Below are 23,503 nucleotides of genomic sequence, written 5' to 3'. Positions count from 1 at the left end.
CTGTGGGTGGTGCGGGGTGGACCGGTCAGCCTTCGGCGATCGCGACGACGCGTTCCAACGCCTCGGCGCACTCCAGCTGGAGCCGGTAGACGACGTCGGCGACCGACGTCTCGGCGTGCAGGGCACCGACCGACTGGCCGGCGGGGAAGGACCACAGGTCGCCGCGACGGGCCTTGACGACCCGGGCGTGCGCCTCGTTGTAGAGCACCCCCTGCAGCGGGGTGGGCAGGTGCGCCGGCGCCCCGGGGCGCTCCCAGACCTCGGAGAGCTCGCTGCGGACCATCCGGACCGGCTTGCCGGTGCGGGCGCGGCGGCGGACGGTGCCCTCGGTGGGGGTGTCGAAGAGGACCTGGCGCTCGAACTCGTCGAGCTCGCTCTCCCGGGTGCCGAGCCAGACCGTGCCGCACCAGACGCCCTGGGCACCCATGGCCAGCGACGCGGCGAGCTGGCTGCCGTGGGTGATTCCACCGGCGGCCAGCACGTGGGCCCGGTCGCCGGCCACGGCGACCACCTCGGGCACCAGCACCATCGTGGCGACGTCCCCGGTGTGCCCGCCGGCCTCGGTGCCCTGGGCGATCAGCACCTGGACGCCGGCCTCGACCTGCTTCTCGGCGTGCCGGGCCTTGCCGCACAGTGCGCCGACGACGACGCCCTTCGCACGGAGCTCCTCGACCACGTCGGGCGGCGGGGCCCCCAGCGCGCTGACCACCATCGACACCTGCGGGTGGGTGAGTGCGACCTGCAGCAGCCTCCGGGCGCCGGCCGGGGTCATCCCGCCGCGGCCGGTGGCCAGGTCGGTGCGCAGCTGTGCCCGGGCGTCGTCGGTCAGCGGGGGGACGCCGGCCTCGTCGAGCACGCCGTCCAGGAAGGCGCGGTGCTCGGCGGGGACCAGGGCCTCCAGCTGCTCCGGCGGCACCTCGGCGCGGGCGTCGTAGGTGGTCGGGATGAGCACGTCGACGCCGTAGGACCTGCCGTCGGTGTGCTCGTCGAGCCAGGCGAGCTCGACCTCCAGCTGCTCGGGGGAGACGGTGGAGGCCCCGAGCACGCCGTAGCCGCCGGCCCGGGTCACCGCCGCGACGACGTCCCGGCAGTGCGAGAAGGCGAAGACCGGCAGCTCGCAGCCGACGAGCTCGCAGACGGGGGTCCTCACGAGGTCTCCACCTCGAAGTGCGGCACGGGGGTGCCGTCCAGCCCGGGGGCGAACGTGATCCGCACCGGCAGGTCGATGGCCGGGGCGGTGTCGCCGTCCAGCCGACCGAGCACCCGCACGCCCTCCCGCATGTCGACCGTGACCAGCGTGTACGGCAGGTCGTCGGCCAGTCGGGGGTCGAAGGCGTGGTGGGTGACCGTCCAGCTGTGCACCGTGCCGCGGCCGTCGGCCTGCTGGGGCTCGACCAGCTGGGACTGGCACGCCGAGCAGATCGCCCGCGGGTAGTGCCGGACGACGCCGCAGTTCCCGCACCGCTGCAGGACCAGCACGCCCTCGGCAGCTCCGCGCCAGTAGGGCGCAGCGATGTCCTCGGGCTCGGGTGTCGAGGTCATGAGGTCCCCTTCCGGAGGATCGCGACGCCGCCGTCGCCCATGTCGCCGTAGCCGGTGACCAGGCCGGTCTCGGCGCCGGCCACCTGGGCGGCCCCGGCGGTGCCGCGCAGCTGGCGGACCAGCTCGACGACGTGGTTGACCGCGAGCATGTGCGACTGGGACAGCAGCCCGCCGTGGGTGTTGGTGGGCAGCTCGCCGCCCAGCCGGAGCCGGCCGCCCTCGACGAACGGGCCGCCCTCGCCCTTGGCGCAGAAGCCGAGGTCCTCGAGCTGGCACAGCACGATGTAGGTGAAGCAGTCGTAGACCTCGGCGACGTCGATGTCGGCGTGGGTGACACCAGCCGCCTCGAACGCGAGGGCCGCGGCCTTGGCGACGCCGACCCGGGTGAGGTCGGGCCGCTGGGTGATCGAGCTGGGGGAGTCGGGGTGGCCCATCGCCGAGCCGAGCAGGTCCACCGGGGTCTGCGCGAGATCGCGGGCCCGCTCCGGGGACGTCACCACGAACGCGGCGCCGCCGTCGGACTCCAGGCTGCAGTCCAGCAGCCGGAACGGGTCGGTGATCATCCGGGAGGCCTGGTGGTCGGCCAGCGTGATGGGCTTGGTCATCAGACCGCGACCGTTGAGCAGCGCGTGCTCGCGGGTGCTGACCGCGATCTCGCCGAACTGCTCGCTGGTGGTGCCGTAGAGCTCCATGTGCCGGCGGGCCATCGGGGCGTAGAGCTGCGCCGGCGCGATGTTGCCGGCGGGCCGCTCGTACTCGGACACGAAGTGGAACTGCGGCATGGTGTGGATCCGCTGCCCGGCCTTGGCGCCTGAGCTGGTGTTCCGCCCGAAGGGCACCAGCACCGTGCTGCACAGCCCGGCGGCGATCGCGGCGCCGGCCAGCTGCAGGGCACCGACGGCGCTGGCCCCGCCGTGCGGCACGACGGCGGAGAACCGCAGGTCGGTGATGCCGAAGTCGGCCACGTACTCCTCGACCGGCGCGCCGGTGATGCCGATCGGGATGACACCGTCGACGTCACCGGGGGTGAGGCCGGCGTCGGCGACCGCGGTGAGCGAGGCCTCGAGCTGGTGCTGCAGGGCGGAGCGGGGGGAGCGCTTGGTGTACTCGGTCTCCCCGACCCCCACCACGGACGCCCGGCTCATGCCGACACCCCCACGGGGACGCGGGCGGGCGCTGCTGCGGGTCGGGCCAGCTCGGCGGCGACCGCCGCCCGGTAGCGGCGCGGGTCCAGCTCGAGGCCGTACCGCTCGGCACCGGGGTAGCGCTTGGCCATCAGCCGGTGCTCCTCGGCCAGGTCGGCGGTCATCTCGCGCTGCGTGGGCAGGGACACCCGGCCGGACACCAGTGCGGCCACCCACTGGGCCTGCACGTCCATCATCGAGACGTTCGCACCGCCGCTGACGTTGAAGAACCCGACGAAGTAGAGCCCGGGGTGGGTGGGGCTGACCACCCGCTTGAACAGCTCGACCCGACGTCCCCGCACGGGGGACACGTCCGGGCCCAGGAACGGCAGGTCGATGACGTAGCCGGTGGCGGCGATGACGGTGTCGACCTCCTCGGTGGTGCCGTCGACGAACGTCACGGTCGTGCCGGAGGTCGAGGCGATCCCCGGCTTGCAGGTGATCCGGTCGTAGGACACGTGCGCCATGAACGTGGGGTTGCTGGCCGGGTGCGTGCGGGTCTCCGGCGTGCGCAGCCCCCACTGCTCCATCCGGCCGTGGAAGACCCGGCTGATCGCCCGCATCGCCGCGCGCTGCACCCGCCAGGGCAGCCACGGCCTGGCGACGGCGGCGATCACCCGCGCCGAGGGCACGCCCAGGATCATCCGCGGCATGATCAGCACGGGGGACCGGGCGGCGACGACGGTGCGCGCGGCGACCGGTGCGAGGTCGGCGGCGACGTCCAGACCGCTGTTGCCCACCCCGACGACGAGCACCCGTCGCCCGCGGAAGGGCTCGGGCTCGCGGTAGGCGTTGCTGTGCAGGTACTCACCGGTGAACTCCTCGGCGATGGCCGGGTGCGCCGGCACGCCCTGGTGGCCGGTCGCGACGACGACGGCGTCGAACGGCTCGGGTGCGGCGCCCTCGACGGTCACCGTCCAGCGGTCGCCGTCGGGCTCGACGGCGGTGACCCGGCTGCCGAAGCGGATCCGCCCGGTGATGCCGAACCGGTCGGCGAAGGCCTCCAGGTAGGCGCAGACGTCGGTGTGCGAGGGGAAGAGCGGGCTGTCGTCGGGGAAGGGGAACCCGGGGTAGGCGGTGGCCCGGGGCTCGGAGTTGATGTGCAGCGAGGCGTAGGCGGCGGACAGTCCGTTGTCGTTGTCGTAGACCCAGAGCCCGCCGATCCGCGAGCCCAGCTCGAACACCACGACGTCATGCCCGTCCTCCAGCAGCCGCCGGGCGGCGGCCAGCCCGCCGGCGCCGGCCCCGAGGACGGCGGTGCGGCTCATCGCGCGGGCTTCGGGTCGGCGACCAACGCCCGGCCGATGAGGTGCTTCATGACCTCGATCGACCCGCCGCCGATGCGGGTCATCCGGGCGTCGGCCCAGGCCCGGGCGATCGGGTACTCGGTCATGTAGCCCCAGCCGCCGAACAGCTGCAGGCACTCGTCCATCACCCGGCCCTGCAGCTGCGTGGTGACCATCTTGACCTTGGCCGCCTCCAGCGCGTCCAGGTCGCCGGTGAGGTGCAGCTCCATGCAGCGGTCGACGTAGACACGCAGTGCTGAGACCTCGGCGTGCAGCTGGGCGAGCACGAACCGGGTGTTCTGGAAGTCGGCCAGGGTCTGGCCGAACATGTCCCGGTCGCGGGAGTACTCGATCGTCCAGTCGATCGCGGCCTCGGCGGCGGCCACGGCGCGCACGGCCTGCACCAACCGTTCCTGGGCCAGCTCGGACATCAGGATCGCGAACCCGCCGCCCTCCTCACCGAGGAGGTTCGAGGCCGGGACGCGCAGGTCGGAGAAGAACAGCTCGGCGGTGTCCTGGGCCTTGCAGCCCAACTTGTCCAGCTTGCGGCCACGCTCGAAGCCGGCCCGGTCGGTCTCGACGAGCAGCAGGCTCACGCCCTTGGCGCCCTGGTTGTCGTTGGTGCGGCAGGCCAGCACCAGCAGGTCGGCGGTGTGCCCGTTGGTGATGAACACCTTCTGGCCGTTGACCACGTAGTCGTCGCCGTCCCGGACGGCGGAGGTCTTGAGGTGGGCCAGGTCGCTGCCGCCGTGCGGCTCGCTCATGCCGATGGCGGCGACCACCTCGCCGGTGGCCATCCCGGGGAGCCAACGCTCCTTCTGCTCGGGTGTGCCGTGGTGCACCAGGTAGGGCGCGACGATGTCGGACTGCAGGTAGAACGTCGGGGCCACCGCACCGACCCGGGACATCTCCTCGGTGAGCACCGCGGAGAACAGGAAGTCCCCGCCGAGGCCGCCGTCCTCCTCCGGGGTCATCGGGCACAGCAGCCCGAGCTCGCCGGCGGCCAGCCAGACGTCGCGGGGGACGAGGCCGTCGGACTCCCACGTCGCGTAGTCCGGCAGCACCCGGGTCTCGATGAAGCTCCGCACGGTGCTGCGGAACAGGTCGTGCTCGGGGGTGAACAAGGTCCGCGGGACCACGGCCGACTCCTCTGAGGCTGCGCTGCCTCAAGCTTCGCATAATCGAAGGGCTCTTCGAGAAACGAAGCTACGAGTGGTCGGGGTGTGTGTCAAGGCACAGCCCGGCCCCCGCGGGTCGGTCAGTCCGGGACCACGCGGCCCAGCGACCGCTCGACCTGGGCCGCCGTCTCCCGGATGTGCTCCAGCCAGGCCAGCTGCTGGTCGGGGGAGCGGTGCGCCTCCAGTGCGGACAGGTGGATGGCGGCCACCACCCGGTCACCGGCGTCGCGCACCGGCACCGCGATGCCGACGATCCCGGCGTAGGACTCCTGGTCGCTGACCGCGTAGCCCTGGGCGGCGATGCGGTCGAACTCGGTGGCCAGGGCGTCCGGGTCGACCAGCGTGGCCGGGGTCAGCTGGGGGAGCGGCCCGGCCAGGGCCTCGGCGCGCAGCTCGGGGTCCAGCGCGGCGAACAGCTTGCCCACCGACGTCGCGTGCAGGAACAGTCGCTGGCCCAGCCGGATGTCCAGTGCCATCGCGCGGGGACCGACCACCCGGTCGGTGTAGGTGACCCGGTTGCCGAACCGCTCCGCCAGGTAGACGTCCTCCCCGAGCGAGCGGGCCAGCTCCTGCAGGTGCTTGCGGGCCAGGCCGCGGACCTGCAGCGCGTCCATGATGCGGATGCCGTAGCGCACGGCCCGACCGCCGATGGAGTAGCGCAGGTCCTCGCTCACCACGGCGGCGTCGGACCCGACCAGGCGCTGCAGCAGGTTGTGCGTGCTGCTCAGCGGCATGCCCATCGCCTTGCTGACCTGGGTCACGGTCATCCCGCCGGACTCCCCGGCCAGCAGCTCGAGCACCTCGAAGATGCGGGACAGGCGGTCCTTGGACTCTCCGGTTGCTCCGGTCACCGGCCCATCCTCGCCGACGGCGCGGTCGACACGGGCGCGACCGGTCCCCGACCGACCCGTTCGAGGGGCGGTTCCCTCCCGGTTCTCCCGGTGTAGGTTCGGGAAACCGAAGCCCGGGAGGCGACGACGTGACCCCTGCACCCCCCGCCGAGCTGATCGCCGCCGTCCTCGACACGACCGCCGCCGCCCACGGAGAGCGCACCGCGGTGGTGCACGGCGACCGGCGGCTGACCTGGGCGGAGACCGCGGAGCAGAGCCGCACCCTGGCCCGGGCGCTGCTGGCCCAGGGCGTGCGTCGGGGAGACAGCATCGCGCTCTGGCTGCCCAACCACCCCGAGTGGCTGCTGCTCTGGCTCGCCGCGGTGCGGATCGGTGCGGCCGTCGTCCCGGTGAACACCCGCTACACCCCCGACGAGGCTGCCTACGTGCTGGAGCAGTCGCAGGCCCGGCTGCTCGTGGTGGAGGCCGACTTCCTCGGCCTGGACCACCCGGCCGCGTTCGCCACGATCTGCCCCGACTGGGACGGCGCCCACTCCGAGCGGCTGCCCGACCTGCACGGGCTGGTCGTGGTCGGCGGCCCGCCGGTGCCCGGGGCGCTGGCGTTCGCGGACCTGGTCGCCTCCGCCGGGCAGGTGGACGAGGAGACCCTGGCCGCCGCGACCCGGGCGGTGCAGCCCGCCGACCCGGTCGCCGTCGTCTACACCTCGGGCACCACCGGCCGGCCCAAGGGCGTGGTGCACACCCACGCGGCCGTGGCGATGATGCGGGCGGTCGGCGCGGTCATGGGGTACGGCCCGGACGACGTCGTGCTCGGCCACCTGCCGCTGTTCCACGTCTCCGGGCTGTTCTCCAGCTTCCTGCCCACCGTGCTCACCGGCGGCGCCTACGTCGCCCTGGACACCTGGGACGCCGGGGTCGCCCTGCGGCTGCTGGAGGACGAGGGGGTCACGGTGCTCTCCGGCATCCCCACGCACTTCATCGACCTGCTGCACCACCCCGACCTGCCCGGCACCGACACCACCCGGCTGCGCACCGGCTGGATCGGCGGCTCGACGCTGCCCACCGAGGTGCTTGCCGGGGCCCGGGACACCCTCGGCATGCAGGCGCTGCTCCCGGTCTACGGGATGACCGAGCTGACCTCGACCACGACGCTGGGCCGCCCCGACGACCCGGTCGAGAGCCTGCTCGCCGGCAAGGGCCTCCCGCTGGGCGGGTACGACGTGGTGCTGGTCGACCCGGCCACTCGCGAGCCGGTGCCGGTGGGCACCGAGGGCGAGATCGTCGTCCGGGGCTACGTCGTCATGGCGGGCTACCACCGCGACCCCGACGCCACCGCCGCGGTGCTGGACGACGAGGGCTGGTTCCGCACCGGCGACCTGGGGGTGTTCGACGAGCGGGGCTACCTGGCGATCACCGGCCGGCTCTCGGACATGCTCATCGTCGGTGGCTTCAACGTGCACCCCGCCGACGTCGAGCACGTGCTCACCGCCCATCCCGACGTGGTGCAGGCCCACGTGGTGGCCCGGCCGGACGCCCGGCTCGGGGAGGTGCCGGTCGCGTTCGTGGAGTGCCGCGCCGGCAGCACCACGACGCCGGCGGACCTGCTCGCGCACTGCCGGGACCGGCTCGCCGGGTTCAAGGTGCCCCGGGAGATCCGGTTCCCGGACAGCTGGCCGACGACGCCCACCGGCAAGGTGCAGCGCTTCCGGCTGCGCGAGCTGGCCGCTCAGTCCGCCTGACCGACCGACCCGCCGGCGACCAGGGCGGCGATCCGCTCCGCGGAGACGCCCAGCTCGGTGAGCACCTCGGTGGTGTGCTCCCCGGCCCGGGCGGTGCCGCGGTCGACGGCGGCCGGGGTGCGGCTGAACCGGGGCGCGGGAGCGGGCTGCACCGTGCCGTCGACGGTGACGAAGGCGTCCCGGGCCACGGCGTGCGGGTGGGACGGCGCCTCCGACATCGACAGGACCGGGGCGAAGCAGGCGTCGGTGCCCTCCAGCAGGTCGGTCCACTCCTGCCGGGTGCGGGTGCGGAACACCGCGGCCAGCCGCTCCCGCAGAGCGGGCCAGGCGGCGGTGTCCCACTGGTCGGGCAGGTCGGCGGCCGAGAGCCCGATCAGGTCCAGCAGCACGGCGTAGAACTTCGGCTCCATCGCCGCGATCGACACGTGCTTGCCGTCGGCGGTCTCGTAGACGCCGTAGAAGTGGGCGCCGCCGTCGTTCATGTTCGACTGCCGGGCGCCGTTCCACTGCCCCCGCCCGGCGAGCTCGTACATCATCGTCATGAGCAGGGCGGAGCCGTCGACCATGGCGGCGTCCACCACCTGGCCCCGGCCGGAGCCGCGTGCCTCGAGCATCGCGGCGAGCACGCCGAGGGCCAGCAGCATCCCGCCGCCGCCGAAGTCGCCGATGACGTTGAGCGGGACGACGGGCGGGCCGTCGGCGTGCCCGATGTGCTCGAGCACCCCGGCGACGGCGATGTAGTTGACGTCGTGGCCGGCGGACATCGCCAGTGGACCCTCCTGGCCCCAGCCGGTCATCCGGCCGTAGACCAGCGAGGGACGACGGGCCAGGCACGGCTCCGGCCCCAGCCCGAGGCGCTCCATCACCCCGGGGCGGAAGCCCTCGATCAGCGCGTCGGCCCCGGCGACGAGGTCGAGCACCAGCTCCCGGCCGGCCGGGTCCTTCGTGTTCACCGCGATCGAGCGCCGGCCGCGGCCCAGCGCCCCGGTGGTCATCGCGGCCAGGCCGTCGCCGGCGCCGCCGGTGGGGACCCGGTCGACGGTGACCACGTCGGCGCCGAGGTCGGCCAGCAGCATGGCCGCGAACGGGGCCGGGCCGAGCCCGGCGAACTCGACCACGCGCGTGCCCGCCAGGGGTCCCGAACGTCGAGTCACGCCGCGCCGCCTGCGGCCCAGGCGCGCGCCGCCGCATCGGCCAGCGGCGAGCGGGTCAGCTTGCCGGTGGGGGTGCGCGGCAGCTCGTCGGTGCCCACCACGATCCGGGCGGGCACCTTGTACCCCGCCAGCCGGTCGCGGCAGCGGGTCAGCAGCTCCTCCTCCAGTCCCCGCCGGGCGGCGTCGTCCGGTGTGCCGACCGCGGCGACGAAGGCGATCGCGACCTGCCCGCGCCCGGGGTCCTCGGTGCCGACCACCAGCACCTCCGCGACGTCCTCGTGCAGGCCCAGGAACTCCTCCACCTCCAGCGGGGAGACGTTGATGCCGCCGATCCGGATCATGTCCGAGGCCCGGCCGACGAAGTGCAGCTCGCCGTCCTCGTCGAGGAACCCCAGGTCGCCGGTCCGGAACGCGCCGTCGTCGGCGAAGGCGGCCGCGGTGGCCTCGGGCTGGCCGAGGTAGCCGGTGGTGACGTGCCCGGCGACGGTCAGCTCACCGATCTCCCCGACGGGCAGCAGGTCCCCGGTCGCGGGGTCGCGGACGGTCACGGTCATGCCGGGCAGCGGCAGGCCCTGGGAGGCCAGCCGGCGCTCCAGCGGCCAGTCGTACGGCGTCACCGCGGCCCCGCCGTACACCTCGGTCGACCCGTAGGCGTTGACGACGTCGGTGACGCCGAGGTCCTCCGCCGCCGCCCGGACGTCGCGCACCGGCCCGATGGTCATCCCGCGGCGCAGCGTGGCGACCCGGTCGGGGGAGAAGTCGGGGTGCTCGAGCAGCGCCTGGGTGATGTTGGGGAGGGTGTAGACCGCGGTGCAGCGTTCTTCGTGCACGGCGGTCAGCGCCCGGCCGGCGTCGAAGGTCTCCTGCAGCACCGCGGTCGCACGGTGGTGAGGCAGACGGCGAGGGCGTTGGCGCCGCCGTAGCTCCAGAACAGCGGCACCGGCACCAGCACCCGGTCGGCCGCGGTGACGCCCATCCGCCCGGCGACCTGCTCGGCGTGCGCCACGGCGTGGTCGTGCCGCAGCTGCACCGCCTTGGGCCGCGCGGTGGAGCCCGACGTGTAGAGCACCAGGGCGGTGGCGGTGGGGTCGGCAGCGCTGTCGGCCCCGTCGTCGTCGGCCAGCAGCTCGGCGAAGGGGGTGACTCCAGGCGGGTCCGGGGCGTCGCCGATCAGCACGAGCGCGCGCAGCCGGGGGTAGCGGGCCGAGACCCAGCTGCGGTCGGGGGCGGCGAGGGCCTCCGGGACCAGCTCGGTGAGCACCGGCAGCAGGTCGGTGTCCCCGACCGTGCCGACGCTGATCAGCACCTGGCAACCGGAGTGCTCGAGCAGGTGGTCGAGGTCCCAGCTGCGCGACCAGGTGGTGAACGCCGCGACCTGCGCGCCGGCGGCCATCGCACCGAGGGCGGCGACCACCCACTCGGCCCGGTTGGTGCACAGCAGCCCGACGGTGCCGCCCGGTCGCACCCCGGCCCGACGCAGCCCGGCAGCGCAGCGCCGCACCCGGCCGGCGAGCTCGCCGCGGGACAGCGGGCCGGCGTCGTCGACCAGCGCCACCGCGGACGGGTCGGCGGAGGCGTGCGCGGACAGGACGGCGGGGAGGGTGCTGGGGCGGGTCATCGGGCCTCCTGACTCAGGTGCACTGCTTCGAGACTTCGAATCCACCTGCAGCTCGTCGAACCCTGCACCAGCCCCGGGGACGGCGTCAAGCCGGCCCGAGCAGCCGGTCGGTGATCAGCCCGGTGAAGGTCTCCAGCACCTCGTCGGCGCTGCGCCGGCCGCCGGGCTCGTACCACTCGACCGTCCAGTTCATCAGCCCGAGCGCGGCCAGCCGGAGCAGGTCGGGGTCGCCCGGGACGTCCCCCTCGGCCAGCACGGCGGCGATCACACCGGTGAACAACTGGTCGTAGCGGGCCACCCGCTGCTCGTGCAGCTCGCGGTGCGGTGCCTCCAGGAAGCGCCGCTCGCGGTGGAAGACGGCGACGGCGTCCTGGTCGTGCAGGGCCGAGGAGAGGTGGTTGTGCACCGCGGCGCGCAGCGTGGTGCGCGGGTCCTCACCGGCCGCCACGATCGCCTCGAGCCGGTCCAGGTAGGGCGTGATGCCGTTGGTGAGCACCCGCATCAGGAGCTCCTGCTTGGAGGCCACGTGGTAGTAGAGGCTCGCCGTGGTCAGCCCCAGCTCGGCGGCGAGGTCGGCGATCGAGGTGCCGTGGTAGCCGCGCCGGGCGAACAGCGCGGTCGCCGCGGCGATGAACGCGTCCTCGGTGGCCGCGGCCTGCCGACGGCGCGCGGTGGGGGTGTCCGGCACCGGGGCCTCCCGCTGTGCTCGGCGGCCCGGGTTGACCACCGTCACCCTCGGACCCTACCGTCGATCTACTGAACGACCAGTAGGTGAACTCGAGGTCGAGGAGCAACGGTGCCCCAGGACGAGCAGGACCCCACCGACCAGGACGCCGACCGGGCAGCGCTCGAGGCAGCGGTCGCCGTCGGCAACATCCCGACGCTGCTGCTGGTCCTGGTCCAGCTGACCGGTGACCTGCGCTGGCTGGAGGAGCCCTACCGGCCGACCCGGAGCCGGGGGCTGGGGGACAACCCGACCGGCGGTCTGGACGAGGCGGTGCAGGACGAGGTCCGGGCCGCCGCGGTGCAGGCCGTCGCAGCGTGGCGGGCCGGGACCCCGGTGGCGGTCCCCGAGCCCTCCGCCGAGCTGCTGGTGCAGATGCTCGGGGCCTCCATGGGCGAGCCGGTGCCGCTGGACTACGCCGACATGCTGGCCCACGAGCTGGGCCTGGACGACGCGCCCCCGGCGGCCACGCCTCCGGCACCGGGGTTCCGGGCGGTGGTGATCGGAGCCGGCGCCTCCGGGCTCTGCGCCGGGGTGCACCTGGGCCGGGCCGGCATCCCGTACACCGTGCTCGAGCGCAACCACGACGTCGGCGGCGTGTGGCACGAGAACCGCTACCCGGGTGCCGGGGTGGACACCCCCAGCCACCTGTACTCCTTCTCCTTCGCCCCGAACGACTGGTCCCGCTGGTTCGCCGCCCAGCACGAGATCCGCGACTACTTCGATCGGGTCGCCGACGACTTCGGCGTCCGGGCGAACACCCGGTTCGGGGTCGAGGTCACCGCCGCCACCTGGGACGACGACGCCCAGGAGTGGGAGATCACCGCGCGCACCGCGGAGGGCGAGCAGACGCTGCGCTGCTCGGTGCTGATCAGCGCGGTCGGCGCGTTCAACAAGCCGAAGGTGCCCGACATCGCCGGCCTGGCCGACTTCCGCGGGCCGGTCGCGCACACCGCCCGCTGGCCCGAGGACCTCGACCTCACCGACCAGCGGGTCGCCGTGCTCGGCAACGGTGCCAGCGCCATGCAGCTGGTGCCGGCGATCGCCGACCGGGCCCGCACGGTCACGGTCTTCCAGCGCTCGCCGCAGTGGGCCGCGCCCTTCGAGCAGTTCCACCAGGACGTGCCGCCCGCCGTCCACTGGCTCTACCGCGAGGTGCCGCTCTACGAGACCTGGTACCGGCTGCGTCTGGGCTGGACCTTCAACGACCGGATCCACGGCGCCCTGCAGAAGGACCCGGCGTGGGAGCACCCCGAGCGGTCGATCAGCGCGGCCAACGACGGCCACCGGCGCGCCTTCACCCGCTACATCGTCGAGCAGCTCGGTGACCGGCAGGACCTGCTGCCGGCCGTGCTGCCCACCTACCCGCCGTTCGGCAAGCGGATGCTGCTGGACAACGGCTGGTTCGCCACGATGACCCGGGACGACGTCGAGCTGGTCACCGACCGGGTCGCCCGGCTCACCCCGGACGCCGTGGTGACCGAGGCCGGCGAGGAGCACGAGGTCGACGTGGTGGTGCTGGCCACCGGGTTCGACGTCGTCCGGTTCCTGGCCCCGATGCGGGTGACCGGCCGGGACGGCCGGGTGCTGCACGACGAGTGGGCCGGGGACGACCCGCGCGCCTACCTGGGCTCCACGGTGCCCGGGTTCCCCAACTTCTTCACCCTCTACGGGCCGAACCTGCAGTTCGGCCACGGCGGGAGCCTGCTGTTCATGATCGAGCTCCAGCTGCACTACGTGGCCGACCTGCTCCGCCAGGTGGTGGAGCAGGGGATCGGCGCGGTGGAGTGCCGGCAGGACGTGCACGACGCCTACAACGACGACGTCGACGCCGCCCACGACCGGATGGTGTGGACCCACCCCGGGATGGACGTCTACTACCGCAACTCCCGCGGCCGGGTGGTGGTCAACAACCCGTTCACCGTCGTGGACTTCTGGCACCGGCTGCGGCACGCCGACCTGGCCGAGTACGTGACCACCCCGGCCCGGGTGCCGGCGTGAGCGCCCAGGAGATCGCTGTCGTGGGAGCCGGCGCGGCCGGGCTGGGTGCCGCCAAGCACCTGCTGGCCCGCGGGCACCGGGTGACGGTCTTCGAGCTGGGCTCGCACGTGGGCGGGCTGTGGGTCTACGGCAACGACAGCGGCCGCAGCCCCGCCTACCGCTCGCTGCACCTGAACTCCGAGGCCCGGGTGACCGGCTACCGCGACTTCCCGATCCCGGCGGAGGCCGGGCTCTACCCGTCGCACACCGCCGTCCGGGCCTACCTGGAGGCCTACGCCGAGGAGTTCGGGCTGCGCGAGCACATCCGGTTCCACAGCCGGGTGACGGCGGTGGAGCCGGTCGGGTCGGGCTTCGAGGTCACCGTGGACGGCGAGCAGCCCGTCGCCTTCGACCGTGTCGTCGTGGCCAACGGCCACCAGGCCGAGCCGCTGCACCCGCCGTTCGCGGCCGACTTCACCGGTGAGTACCGGCACGCGTTCTCCTACCGGTCGCCCGAGGAGTTCACCGACCGGGACGTGCTGGTCGTCGGGGCCGGGAACAGCGGCCTGGACATCGCCGCCGACGTCTGCGCCGTCACCGCCTCCACCGTGCTCTCGGCCCGCTCCCCGGTGCTGGTCATGCCCCGGATGATGTTCGGGGTGCCCTTCTCCCGGGTGCTGGCCAAGGTCGAGAAGCCCTGGATGACCTGGCCGATGCGCCGCAGGCTCCGCGAGCAGCTGACCCGGGCGGTGCACGGCCGGATGGAGGACGCCGGCTTCGTCACCCCCACCGAGGAGGCGCACCCCTCCAGCCACCCCACGCTGTTCAGCCACATCAGCTGGGGTCGGGTGGCGGTGAAGCCCGGGGTGACCGGCGTCAGCGGCCGCGAGGTGCACTTCGCCGACGGCACCTCGGCGGAGTTCGACGTCCTCGTCGCCGCCACCGGGTACACGGTGGACCTGCCGTTCCTGGCCCCGGAGCTGCGCCCGGTCACCCCCGACCAGGTGCGGCTGCACCGGCGCATCGTGCACCCGGACCACCCGGGGCTGGCCTTCGTCGGTCTCTTCGACGTCAACGGCGGGGGCAACATCCGGATGATGGACTGGCAGTGCCGCTGGCTGGCCGCTCTCGTCGACGGCGAGATCGACCTGCCCGGGAGGGACGCGATGCACGCCGAGCTCGCCGCCGAGCACCACGCCGGGGCGGCCCGCCCGGACACGATGCGGGCCGCCCTGGACCTGCCGCCCAAGGACTACCAGTTGCAGCTGCGGGCCGAGGTCGCCGCGGCGGCGGAGCGCCGCGGCGTCGGGGTCTAGAGGAAGGCCCAGCCCGGGCGGCCCGCGGTGCACTGCTCGAAGGCGACCGGGTCGATCGTCTGGTAGACCCCGAGCACCGTCTCGCCGTCGCAGGTGACCCGGCACAGGTGCTCGTCCAGGCCGCGCAGCCCGATCCGCTGCCGCAGGTCGGTGAGGTCGTAGGACTCGCCCTCGGTCATCGCCGGGCCGTCGTAGGAGCCCTGGTGGATGTCGCCGTCGGGGGTGCCGCCGTACATGCCGCAGCGCAGGTAGGCCGTCTGCTCGCCGATCCGCTCGTAGTGCAGCTGCCGGGTCTCCCCGGTGACCAGCCGGTAGTCCACGACGCCCTCGACGAAGACCTGGGTCTCCGGGTCGAAGCGCAGCCGGCGGGTCGGCTTGAGCACCTTGGTGGCACCCGGGGTGGCGTGGCCGAACGGGTAGTAGACCCGGTCGCCCCACAGCGTCCAGTCGGCGAAGGGCACGAAGGCGTTGCCGTTGACCCCCACGTGCAGCCGGCCCCCCAGCGACATGGTCGGGCCGCCGACGCCGCGGCCGGTGCCCCAGTGCCGGTCCCGGGTGCCGAACGAGCCCTCGCCGAGCTCGACCCGCTCGCCGTCGACCTCGACCCAGCCCGACACCGAGCCGAAGCCCTCGAACCCGGCCGTGACGTCGTTGCGTCGTCCGGACGGGGTGCCGTGCGCGGAGTCCGACAGCGGCTCGCGGAACACCTGGCGGGTGGTGTCGGTGAAGGTGAGGTCCCAGCTGATGCCCTGGTCGTTGGGCTCCAGCACGTACCGCCACTCGCGCAGGCCGCGGACGATCACCGGGGCGATCGGGCCGACCCGCAGGTCGGTCCGGTCCACGCCCAGGGGGCGGAAGCTGCGGACGGCGGTGTGCCTCCCGCCGCGGACGACGATCGCGTACGCCTCGGCCCGGTCGAGGTTGGGGTAGATGCTGCCCCCGGTCGCGACCATCACCTCACCGGTCGCGTCGTGGGCGATCATCCAGTAGCGCTCGTAGGCCCGCGGGTCGCCGGTCCAGGACACCCGCACCGGGTCCGGCGTCTGGTGGACCATGAAGTCGTCGATCGGGGACAGCGGGAACTGCTCGGCGAAGTGGTCGTCGCCGATGCTCAGGTCGGTCACGTGTCAGGCCTTCCGTCAGGTGGGGTCGGTGTCGACCCGGTGGCGCAGGTGGTCGCCGATCTCGGCACGGGCGGCGTCGCCGGCGGGGGAGTGGGGGAGGCCGGTGACCACCCGGGACAGCAGGGCCCGCAGCTCGCTGTTGCGGGTGGCCACGGCCACGGCGTCCAGCGGCTCGACCGCGGTCACGCTCGGGACCAGGGCGGGGTCCACCAGCGGGGCGGTGCGCTCGAGCAGGTCGGTCAGCGCGGCGTTGTCGGCGGTGTGGAAGGGCAGCTGCGCGGACCAGGAGCGCTGCACCTTGCCCAGCAGCCGGCGCACGTTGGCCAGCACCTCCTGGGACGCGGTGGACAGCTCGTCCTCGGTCTCCAGCACGTCCAGCAGGCGCAGTGCGCCGCCCAGCTGCTCGTCGATGGTCGGGTGCACGGTCAGCTCCTCGGTCCGGTGATGGCGGTCAGCAGGGTGGACAGCACCCGGCGGGTCGGCCGGTAGGGCTCGTCGGCGCGGCCCTCGAGGAACGCGCGCAGCCCGCTGACCTGCATCACGGCGGTCTTGAAGGTGGAGAACACGACCCACCAGCGCAGCTCGTCGGGCTCCACCTCCAGGCCGGTGGCCGCGGTGTAGCGGGCGACCAGGTCGGCGGCGGTCCAGCTGCCCTCGATGAGGTGCTCCCCGGCCCGCAGCGGCTGGGTCACCCAGCCGAGGTCCTCCAGCGGGTCGCCCAGGTGCGCGAGCTCCCAGTCCAGCAGCGAGCTGACCCGGTCGCCCTCGAGCAGGATGTTGCCGGGCTTGAAGTCCGCGTGCACCAGCACGGTGCGCCGCGAGGGCCGGGCCCGGGACCGCAGCCAGTCGATCGCCAGGTCCAGCTCGGGGTGGGCCTCGAGCTGGTCGTGCCGGAGCACCTGCTCCCAGTGGTCCAGCTCGTGCAGCGCGGCCTGCTCGCCGGGGTCGGTGAGCACGTCGGTCAGGCCCAGCCCGCGCCAGTCGGTGGCGTGCACGTCGGCGAGCAGGTCGCAGAACGTCTCGGCCAGCGCCCGGCGCGCGGGCAGCGGGCGGTCGCCGTTGACCACCCGGTAGTCGCAGGTGCCGGGCTCGCGACGCATGAGCAGCGAGGGGCTGCCCAGCTGCCCGCCGGTGGCGTCCAGCCAGCGCACCCGCGGGGTTGGCAGCGGGCTGGGCTCCAGGGCGCGCAGCACGGCGAACTCCACGGCCCGGCTGGTGTCGACCAGCCCGCCGTCGGGGTCGCTGCGCAGGATCAGCGGCTCGCGGTCGTCGGGGCCGGGCCCGACCAGGTCGAACAGCCAGTTCTCCCGGGAGCGTCCGGCACCGGCCCGGCGGAGGTCGGCGATCCGGGTGCCGGCGGTGCCCTCCTGGGTGGCGAGGAAGCGGGTCAGCCGCTCGAGGATGGTGGAGCCGTCGTCGGTCGCGGTCTCTGTGACGGTGGTCGTCACGCGGGGCCTCCCAGGGCGTCGCGGTGGTCGGGGGCGGCGATGGCCGTCAGGGCCTGCGCGCGCTCGGTCAGGCTGCGGCCGCGCAGGTCGGCGGTGCCGTGCTCGGTCACGACGACGTCGACGCCGGACCGGGGGGTGGTGACCGCGCCGGCGTGCAGCCGGCGGACGATCCGGGACTCCTGGCCCGAGCGGGCGGTGGCCGCAGCATCACGACCGCCAGCCCGCCGGTGGAGCGCTGGGCGGCGCGCAGGAAGTCGGGCTGCCCGCCGATGCCGGCCACGTAGCCGCTGCCGAGCTCCTCGGCGTTGACCTGGCCGGTGAGGTCGACCTGCAGGGCGGCGTTGACCGCCACGAAGCCCGGGGTGCCGGCGAGCACGTCGGGCCGGTTGAGCTCGCCGACCGGGACGATCCGCACGCCGCCGGTGGCGACGTGCTCGTAGAGCCCGGGGGAGCCCGCGGCCTCGCTGATGACGACGGCGTCGGGGTCGGTGGCCAGCGCTCCGGCGGCGGCCAGCTCGCACAGCCAGTCACCGACCAGGGTGGAGCGCACGCGCAGCCCGCGCCGTCCGCGCAGCGCGGCGGCCACCACCGACGGCAGGACGCCGACACCCAGCTGCAGGGTGGCGCCGTCGGGCACCAGGCCGGCGACGTGGGCGGCGATCTGCCGGTGCACCTCGCCCGGGGTCCCGCCCGTCACCTGCGGCTGCGGGCGGGAGGTGGGCACCGTGGCGGTGAGCTGCGAGGCGTGCACCCGGGGGGCCGAGGTGTGCGGCAGCTGGTCGTTGACCTCGGCCACCACGGCCCGGGCGCCGGCCAGCAGCTCCCAGGTGTGGTCCACGGCCAGGCCGAGGGAGTGGTGGCCGTCGGCGTCGGCGGGGGAGACCTGCACGACGACGACCACCCGGCCGGGGGCCCGCCGGGTCAGCTGCCGGGGCACGTCGGAGAAGTGGCAGGGCAGGACGGCGACCCGGCCCTCGGCGGCGAGCCGGGCCAGCGGGCCCATCGCGCCGAAGGAGACCAGGGACAACCCGGCGGCCTCGGGTCGGCGCAGCGCCCCGGAGTGGCTCAGGCCGACGAACACCTCGACGTCGGTCAGCGACGCCGCGGCGTCCACCAGCTGCTCCAGCAGCGGCGTCGGCTCCCCCGAGCCCTGCGCGACGACGACCAGGTCACCCGGGCGCACGACGTCGGTGATCCAGCCGGCGGTCACAGCACGGCCACCGGGGTCACCGGCGCACCGGTCGACCCGACCAGCGGCAGCGGGGCCAGCACCACCAGGAAGGTGGACCGGTCCTGCGCGGCGAGGGCGGCCGCGAGCTCGGCCAGCACCACGTTCTCCAGCAGCGGCACCCCGTGCTGGTGCAGCAGCACCAGGTGGGCGGGGAAGCCGGCGGTGGCCGACTGCTGCTCGACGGCGTAGTTGTCCGCGCCGACCACGGCGACGTCCCGCTCGGCCAGCCAGCGGGCGGCGTCCTCGGTGATGCCGGGCTCGTCGGCGAAGTAGTCGGCGGCGTCCCCGCGGGACTCCAGCCAGCCGGTGCGCACCAGGACGACGTCCCCGGGCTCGGGGGTCACCCCGGACTCGGCTATGCCCCGTTCCAGGTCGGCGACGCCGACCGGGGCGCTGGGTGCCAGCGGCCCGCCGGTGGCGGCCACCAGGTCGACCAGCACCCCGCGGGTGAGCACCGGGACGAGCTTCTCCGCGCCCAGCCGACCGGCCCCCCGGGTGCTGCGGGTGCCCGCCTGCGGGTGGCCGTTGTAGAGCTCCTCGCCCGACCAGGCGTGCGAGAGCGCATCGAGGTGGGTGCCGCTGTGCGTGGCGAACTGCACGGTGTCCTCGGCGAAGCGGAAGCCACCGGGGGTCCGGGCGCCCAGGGCGTAGTCGCCGGCGTCCCGGTCCATGAAGCGGGAGGGCCGGTGCCGGTGCGGGGGGCCGGGGGTGCCCGGGCCCAGCGGCATCGCCAGGGAGAGCGTGCGTCCGGACCGGACGAGGCCCACCGCGCGCCGGGTGACGTCGGCGGTGACCAGGTTGAGCGCACCGACCTCGTCGTCGGCACCCCAGCGTCCCCAGTTGCCGGTCACGCGGTCTCCTCGAGTCGGGCGGTCACCAGGTCGGCCGCGTCCTGCTGCAGGGTGCGCCGGGCGAGCTTCCCGGTGCCGGTGCGGGGGAGCTCGTCGACCACCGCGGCCACCCAGGGCACCTTGTAGCCGGCGACCCGGTCCTTGCTCCACGCGATGAGGTCCGCCGCGGTCAGGTCCGCCGAGCGGGAGACGACGAAGGCCACCACCACCTCGTCGCGGGAGGGGTGCGGGGCGCCCAGCACGGTCACCTCCACGACGTCGGGGTGCGAGGCGAGGAAGCTCTCCACCTCCGCGGGGGACACGTTGATCCCGGAGGTCTTGATCATGTCGGTGGTGCGGCCGACGAAGGAGACGACGCCCTCGTCGTCGACGACCATCCGGTCGCCGGTGCGGTACCAGCCGTCGGAGGTGAAGGCGGCCGCGGTCGCGTCGTCGTCGCCGAGGTAGCCGGGGGTGACCCGGCCGCGGACCTGCATCTCCCCGGGCTCGCCGGCCGGGAGGACCTCGCCGTCCGCGCCGACCACCCGGACCTCGACGCCGGGCAGCGGTCGGCCCTGGGTGGTCACCCGCACCTCCAGCGGGGTGCGGTGGTCGGTGACGCAGCAGTTGCCGTAGGTCTCGGTGGCCCCGTAGACGTTGCACATCCCGGTGATGCCGAGGTCGACGACGGCCCGGCGGACCTCCTCGGGGCGGCCGATCGTCGCCCCCGTGCGCAGCGACTCCACGGCGCGCACCTGCGGGGCGACCGCCCCGACCAGCGCGTCGACCATGGAGGGCAGCAGGTAGGCCACGGTGACCTGCTCGGCGGCCATCAGCCCGGCGGCGTCCTGCGGGGTGAACTGCTCCTGCAGCACGAAGCAGGCGCCGTGGCTCAGGGCGTTCATCAGGGCGTTGGCGCAGCCGAAGCTCCAGAACAGCGGCGAGCCGAACCAGACCCGGTCCGCGGCGGTGACCCCCATCCGCTCGCCGATGTGGAAGCCGTTGAGCACCAGGTCGCGGTGGCAGAGCGGGACCGCCTTGGGGCGGCTGGTGGAGCCGGAGGTGTAGAGCACGAAGGCGGGGTCCTCGCCCCGGGCGGCCGGCTCCCGCGTCGTCGGGGTGGCCGTGGCCGCGAGCGCCGTCCAGGACGTCGCACCGGCCGACACCCGGTCGCCCAGCACCACCACGTGCCGCAGCGCCGGGAACCGGTCGCTGTGCCAGCTGCCGTCCGCGGACCCGGTCAGCTCGGGCAGCAGCGACTCGAGCTCGCCCAGCAGGTCGCTGCCGCGCACCCGGTCGGCCAGCACCAGGACCGAGGCCGCGGAGCTGGCCAGCAGGTGCTGGAGGTCGTAGGCCTTGACCCAGGTGTTGAACGCGTCGACCCGGGCGCCCAGCGTCATCGCGCCGACGGCGATCGGGACCCAGGAGGCGGTGTTGGGGGCCAGCAGCGCCACCGTGTCCCCCGGTCCGACGCCGAGGCCGGCGAGCACGTCGGCGGCCAGGTCCGCCTGGGCGGAGAGCTCGGCGTACGTCCAGCGGGTGTCCCCGGCGACCAGGGCCGGCGCGTCCGGGGTGGCGGCCGCCGTGACTCGGAGGAGCTCGGGCAGCGTGGTCGCGGTCGGGACGGGCGTCATGCCGGGACCTCCTGGCGGTGGTGGTGTTCGCGAAATCGAATGACTCTTCGAGCTCTCGCAAAGGTACGCAGCCGGACTCGGCACGGTCAAGGCGCTGCGGGGCGCCTTGTGTCCCAGGTCTCGGTGGGTTCTACTGGTCGGAGTTCGAAGGACCATTCGACATCACGAAGCCCGTGAGGGCCACCCGGCAAGGAGACGCTCCGTGACGAGCGACATCTACTCGAAGAGCTCGCAGCGCAAGGTCGCCGCAGCCTGCATCATCGGCAACTTCCTGGAGTACTTCGACTTCGCGCTGTACGGCTTCTTCGCCGTCGCGATCGGGGCGGCCTTCTTCCCCGGGGAGTCGGCCAGCGTCCAGCTGCTGTCCTCGCTGGCGGTGTTCGGGGTGGCCTTCGTCGTCCGCCCGCTGGGCGGGCTCGTCTTCGGGCTCATCGGCGACCGCCACGGCCGCCGGCTCTCGCTCTCGCTGTCCATCGTGCTGATGGGCCTGGCCACCGCGCTCATCGGCGTGCTGCCCACCTTCGCCCAGGTGGGCATCCTGGCCCCGGTCCTGCTGGTGCTGCTGCGCTGCATCCAGGGCATGTCGGTGGGTGGTGAGTGGGGGGCCAGCTCGGCCTACCTCATCGAGACCGCGGCCCCGGGACGACGTGGGGTGCGGGGCAGCTACCCGTCCATGGCCGCGGCCCTCGGGCTCGTCGGCGGCGGACTGCTGGCGCTGCTGTTCGGCCTGCTGCTGTCGGAGGACGCACTGGCCACCTGGGGCTGGCGGATCCCGTTCCTGCTGGCCCTGCCGCTGGCCATGGTGGGTCTCTACATCCGCCGCCAGCTCGAGGACACCCCGGTCTTCCAGGCGCTGGAGTCCGGTGGCGAGCGGCCCAAGGCCGTCTGGCGCGACGCGTTCAGCCGGCACCACGCCAAGGCCCTGCTCATCACCTTCTGCTTCTCCTGGATCTGCGGGGTGGGCCTCTACTACCTGGGTTCCTACGTCGTGAACTACCTGTCGACGACGGTGGAGCTGCCGCGCACCGAGGCGGTGCTGCTGGCCTCGCTGGGCCTGGCGGTCTACGCGGTGTTCTGCCCGATCGCCGGTCGGCTCTCCGACCGGTTCGGCCGGCGGCGCACGGTGCTCTTCGGGTGCCTGGGCCACGCCGTCCTCGGCATCCCGGTGTTCCTGGTGCTCAGCGGCGGCAACCCGGTGCTCGTCGTGCTGGCGCTGGTGGTCTACGCGGTGTTCCAGGCCCCGATCAACGCCAACACCTCCCTGATCCTCATCGAGATGTTCCCGGCCTCCACCCGGCTCACCGCCGGCTCCGTCGGGTTCAACCTCGGTGTCGGGGCGCCCTCGGGCTTCGGCCCGCTGATCGGGGCCGCGCTCGTCGTGAGCACCGGCCTGGACTACGCCCCCGGGTTCTTCCTGGCCGGCGTCGCCGTCATCTGTGGGCTGATCCTCTGGCGGCTGCTCCCCGAGACCGCCGGGCGTGACCTGCTCGCCGAGCACGACGCCACCCAGGACGCCCCCCGCGCCGCAGCGGCTGCTGCGGCAGCGGCGGCCGCCGAGGTCACCGCACCGTCCCGGTGACCATGCCGGTGGTGGAACTGGCTGCCCACGGCGGCCCGGAGGTGCTGGTCCCGGCCACCCGTCCGGTGCCCGTCCCCGCCGCGGACCAGCTCCTGGTGCGGGTGGGGGCGTGCGGGGTCTGCGGCCACGACGCCCTCGCCCGCCGCGGCCTGCTCGCCGCCCCGGTCGGCAGCGTGCTCGGCCACGAGATCGCCGGCCGGGTCGAGGCCGCCGGGGCCGACGTCACCGGGTGGGTCGGCCGACGGGTGGCCCTCGTGCAGCGCATCCCGTGCGGGGCGTGCGCGGAGTGCGCCGCCGGCACCACCGCCCGCTGCCGGCAGGGGCCCGGCTTCTACGGCGAGGACCTGCCCGGCGGCTACGCGGGGTTCGTGCTGGCCAGCCCGCTCAACGCGGTGCCGCTGCCCGACGAGGTGGACGACGTCACCGGCGCCCTGCTCTCCTGCGCGGTGGGCACCGGGCTGAAGGCGCTGCACACCGCCGGCGTCCGGGCCGGGGACGTCGTCGTCGTCACCGGGGCCGGCGGCGGGGTGGGCGTGCACACCGTGCAGGTCGCCCACCACCTGGGCGCCGTCGTCGTCGCGGTGACCGGGGACGCGGCCAAGGTCCAGGCGCTGCGGGAGGCCGGGGCCGACGAGGTCGCCGTCCGCCCCGACGGCCGCGAGCTGCGGGCGATCGCCGCCCGGCTGGACCGGCCGCGGGGGGTGGACGTCGTCGTCGAGACCACCGGGGCCCCCACCTTCGCCACCGCGCTGCGGTCGCTGCGCCCGGGCGGTCGTCTGGTGCTGGTCGGCAACACCGTGCCCGGCGAGCTCCCGCTGGACCCGGGGCTGGTGATCGTCCGGGAGCTCGCCGTGCTGGGCTCGGCGCACGCCACCCGCGCCGACCTGGTCGAGGTGGTCGAGCTGGTCCGGCGCGGCGTCGTCCGCCCGCTGGCCGCCCGGGTGTGGCCGCTGGCCGAGGCCGCCGCCGCGCACGCCGCGCTCGACGCCCGATCCCTCGTCGGTCGGGCGGTCCTGCGGCCCTGAGGGGTGGCGTGCCGTTCTGTGCGGTGGCCGGCCGTTGCAACGACCCGCCGCCGCACAGAA

The 23,503-nt window shown here is 74.3% G+C and carries 20 protein-coding genes and 1 pseudogene; 5 read left to right on the top strand and 16 right to left on the bottom strand.

Going from position 1 to position 23,503, the window contains the following annotated elements; all coding sequences use genetic code 11:
* Nucleotides 1–25: 25 nt before the first annotated feature.
* The 6 genes from F1C76_22065 to F1C76_22040 all read right to left on the bottom strand — a co-directional run bounded on the left by F1C76_22065 (nt 26) and on the right by F1C76_22040 (nt 6,182).
* On the bottom strand, nt 26–1,150 hold the full coding sequence (locus tag F1C76_22065) for a nitronate monooxygenase (protein QNG38863.1): 1,125 nt from the start codon (nt 1,148–1,150) through the stop codon (nt 26–28).
* Nucleotides 1,147–1,542: a hypothetical protein gene (locus tag F1C76_22060; protein ID QNG38862.1), complete on the bottom strand. Its 396-nt coding sequence runs from the start codon at nt 1,540–1,542 to the stop codon at nt 1,147–1,149. The genes F1C76_22065 and F1C76_22060 overlap by 4 nt, the downstream gene beginning before the upstream one ends.
* Nucleotides 1,539–2,687 carry a transporter gene (locus F1C76_22055; protein ID QNG38861.1) on the bottom strand — a complete coding sequence of 383 codons (1,149 nt, stop codon included), beginning with the start codon at nt 2,685–2,687 and terminating at the stop codon, nt 1,539–1,541. The genes F1C76_22060 and F1C76_22055 overlap by 4 nt, the downstream gene beginning before the upstream one ends.
* On the bottom strand, nt 2,684–3,994 hold the full coding sequence (locus tag F1C76_22050; protein ID QNG38860.1) for a SidA/IucD/PvdA family monooxygenase: 1,311 nt from the start codon (nt 3,992–3,994) through the stop codon (nt 2,684–2,686). Before F1C76_22050 ends, F1C76_22055 begins: the two co-directional genes overlap by 4 nt.
* The gene (locus tag F1C76_22045) at nt 3,991–5,151 is read right to left on the bottom strand and encodes an acyl-CoA dehydrogenase (GenBank protein ID QNG38859.1); all 1,161 of its coding nucleotides are present in this window, start codon (nt 5,149–5,151) and stop codon (nt 3,991–3,993) included. Before F1C76_22045 ends, F1C76_22050 begins: the two co-directional genes overlap by 4 nt.
* Before the next feature lie 119 nt (nt 5,152–5,270).
* The gene (locus F1C76_22040) at nt 5,271–6,182 is read right to left on the bottom strand and encodes an IclR family transcriptional regulator (GenBank protein ID QNG38858.1); all 912 of its coding nucleotides are present in this window, start codon (nt 6,180–6,182) and stop codon (nt 5,271–5,273) included.
* Between F1C76_22040 and F1C76_22035 the strand changes: the two genes are divergently transcribed.
* A complete protein-coding gene (locus F1C76_22035; GenBank protein QNG38857.1) occupies nt 6,029–7,780 on the top strand; it encodes an AMP-binding protein in 1,752 nt (583 codons plus the stop codon). The genes F1C76_22040 and F1C76_22035 overlap by 154 nt on opposite strands.
* On the opposite strand, the gene F1C76_22030 is transcribed toward F1C76_22035, so the two are convergent.
* The 4 genes from F1C76_22030 to F1C76_22015 all read right to left on the bottom strand — a co-directional run bounded on the left by F1C76_22030 (nt 7,768) and on the right by F1C76_22015 (nt 11,285).
* Complete coding sequence (locus F1C76_22030) at nt 7,768–8,934, bottom strand: CoA transferase (protein ID QNG38856.1); 1,167 nt, start codon at nt 8,932–8,934, stop codon at nt 7,768–7,770. The genes F1C76_22035 and F1C76_22030 overlap by 13 nt on opposite strands.
* Nucleotides 8,931–10,247 (bottom strand): long-chain fatty acid--CoA ligase, encoded by a 1,317-nt coding sequence (locus F1C76_22025; protein QNG38855.1) that lies wholly within the window; start codon nt 10,245–10,247, stop codon nt 8,931–8,933. The genes F1C76_22030 and F1C76_22025 overlap by 4 nt, the downstream gene beginning before the upstream one ends.
* Nucleotides 9,770–10,552 (bottom strand): AMP-binding protein, encoded by a 783-nt coding sequence (locus F1C76_22020; GenBank protein ID QNG38854.1) that lies wholly within the window; start codon nt 10,550–10,552, stop codon nt 9,770–9,772. The genes F1C76_22025 and F1C76_22020 overlap by 478 nt, the downstream gene beginning before the upstream one ends.
* 85 nt (nt 10,553–10,637) lie before the next feature.
* Complete coding sequence (locus F1C76_22015; protein ID QNG38853.1) at nt 10,638–11,285, bottom strand: TetR/AcrR family transcriptional regulator; 648 nt, start codon at nt 11,283–11,285, stop codon at nt 10,638–10,640.
* 63 nt (nt 11,286–11,348) lie between these two features.
* Here F1C76_22015 and F1C76_22010 point away from each other — a divergent pair, with 63 nt between their 5' ends.
* Together F1C76_22010 and F1C76_22005 are read left to right on the top strand one after the other, a co-directional pair.
* Nucleotides 11,349–13,277 (top strand): NAD(P)/FAD-dependent oxidoreductase, encoded by a 1,929-nt coding sequence (locus F1C76_22010; GenBank protein ID QNG38852.1) that lies wholly within the window; start codon nt 11,349–11,351, stop codon nt 13,275–13,277.
* Nucleotides 13,127–14,572, top strand: a complete 1,446-nt coding sequence (locus F1C76_22005; GenBank protein QNG38851.1) for a SidA/IucD/PvdA family monooxygenase — start codon at nt 13,127–13,129, stop codon at nt 14,570–14,572. Before F1C76_22010 ends, F1C76_22005 begins: the two co-directional genes overlap by 151 nt.
* Here F1C76_22005 and F1C76_22000 read toward each other — a convergent pair.
* From F1C76_22000 to F1C76_21975, 6 genes and pseudogenes are all read right to left on the bottom strand, one after another.
* Complete coding sequence (locus F1C76_22000; GenBank protein ID QNG38850.1) at nt 14,569–15,696, bottom strand: hypothetical protein; 1,128 nt, start codon at nt 15,694–15,696, stop codon at nt 14,569–14,571. The genes F1C76_22005 and F1C76_22000 overlap by 4 nt on opposite strands.
* 15 nt (nt 15,697–15,711) lie before the next feature.
* The gene (locus F1C76_21995; protein ID QNG38849.1) at nt 15,712–16,119 is read right to left on the bottom strand and encodes a hypothetical protein; all 408 of its coding nucleotides are present in this window, start codon (nt 16,117–16,119) and stop codon (nt 15,712–15,714) included.
* A gap of 2 nt (nt 16,120–16,121) precedes the next feature.
* Nucleotides 16,122–17,144: a phosphotransferase family protein gene (locus F1C76_21990; GenBank protein QNG38848.1), complete on the bottom strand. Its 1,023-nt coding sequence runs from the start codon at nt 17,142–17,144 to the stop codon at nt 16,122–16,124.
* Nucleotides 17,141–18,354, bottom strand: a pseudogene (locus F1C76_21985) (acetyl-CoA transferase). The gene F1C76_21990 and the pseudogene F1C76_21985 overlap by 4 nt, the downstream one beginning before the upstream one ends.
* Complete coding sequence (locus F1C76_21980) at nt 18,351–19,226, bottom strand: cyclase family protein (GenBank protein ID QNG38847.1); 876 nt, start codon at nt 19,224–19,226, stop codon at nt 18,351–18,353. The pseudogene F1C76_21985 and the gene F1C76_21980 overlap by 4 nt, the downstream one beginning before the upstream one ends.
* On the bottom strand, nt 19,223–20,839 hold the full coding sequence (locus tag F1C76_21975) for an AMP-binding protein (GenBank protein ID QNG38846.1): 1,617 nt from the start codon (nt 20,837–20,839) through the stop codon (nt 19,223–19,225). The genes F1C76_21980 and F1C76_21975 overlap by 4 nt, the downstream gene beginning before the upstream one ends.
* A 94-nt stretch (nt 20,840–20,933) precedes the next feature.
* Between F1C76_21975 and F1C76_21970 the strand changes: the two genes are divergently transcribed.
* Together F1C76_21970 and F1C76_21965 are read left to right on the top strand one after the other, a co-directional pair.
* Complete coding sequence (locus tag F1C76_21970; GenBank protein ID QNG38845.1) at nt 20,934–22,418, top strand: MHS family MFS transporter; 1,485 nt, start codon at nt 20,934–20,936, stop codon at nt 22,416–22,418.
* 2 nt (nt 22,419–22,420) lie between these two features.
* The gene (locus F1C76_21965; protein QNG39471.1) at nt 22,421–23,443 is read left to right on the top strand and encodes a zinc-binding dehydrogenase; all 1,023 of its coding nucleotides are present in this window, start codon (nt 22,421–22,423) and stop codon (nt 23,441–23,443) included.
* The last annotated feature ends 60 nt before the right edge of the window (nt 23,444–23,503 follow it).

The organism is Geodermatophilaceae bacterium NBWT11, assembly GCA_014218215.1.
Lineage (GTDB): Bacteria > Actinomycetota > Actinomycetes > Mycobacteriales > Geodermatophilaceae > Klenkia.
This window is presented reverse-complemented; position numbering and strand designations above follow the sequence as displayed.

Excerpts from the sequence above, each read along its gene's own strand:
- F1C76_22060 (QNG38862.1), bottom strand. The coding sequence starts at position 1,542 with ATGACCTCGACACCCGAGCCCGAGGACATCGCTGCGCCCTACTGGCGC.
- F1C76_22055 (QNG38861.1), bottom strand. The coding sequence starts at position 2,687 with ATGAGCCGGGCGTCCGTGGTGGGGGTCGGGGAGACCGAGTACACCAAG.
- F1C76_22050 (QNG38860.1), bottom strand. The coding sequence starts at position 3,994 with ATGAGCCGCACCGCCGTCCTCGGGGCCGGCGCCGGCGGGCTGGCCGCC.
- F1C76_22020 (QNG38854.1), bottom strand. The coding sequence starts at position 10,552 with ATGACCCGCCCCAGCACCCTCCCCGCCGTCCTGTCCGCGCACGCCTCC.
- F1C76_21975 (QNG38846.1), bottom strand. The coding sequence starts at position 20,839 with ATGACGCCCGTCCCGACCGCGACCACGCTGCCCGAGCTCCTCCGAGTC.
- F1C76_21965 (QNG39471.1), top strand. The coding sequence starts at position 22,421 with ATGCCGGTGGTGGAACTGGCTGCCCACGGCGGCCCGGAGGTGCTGGTC.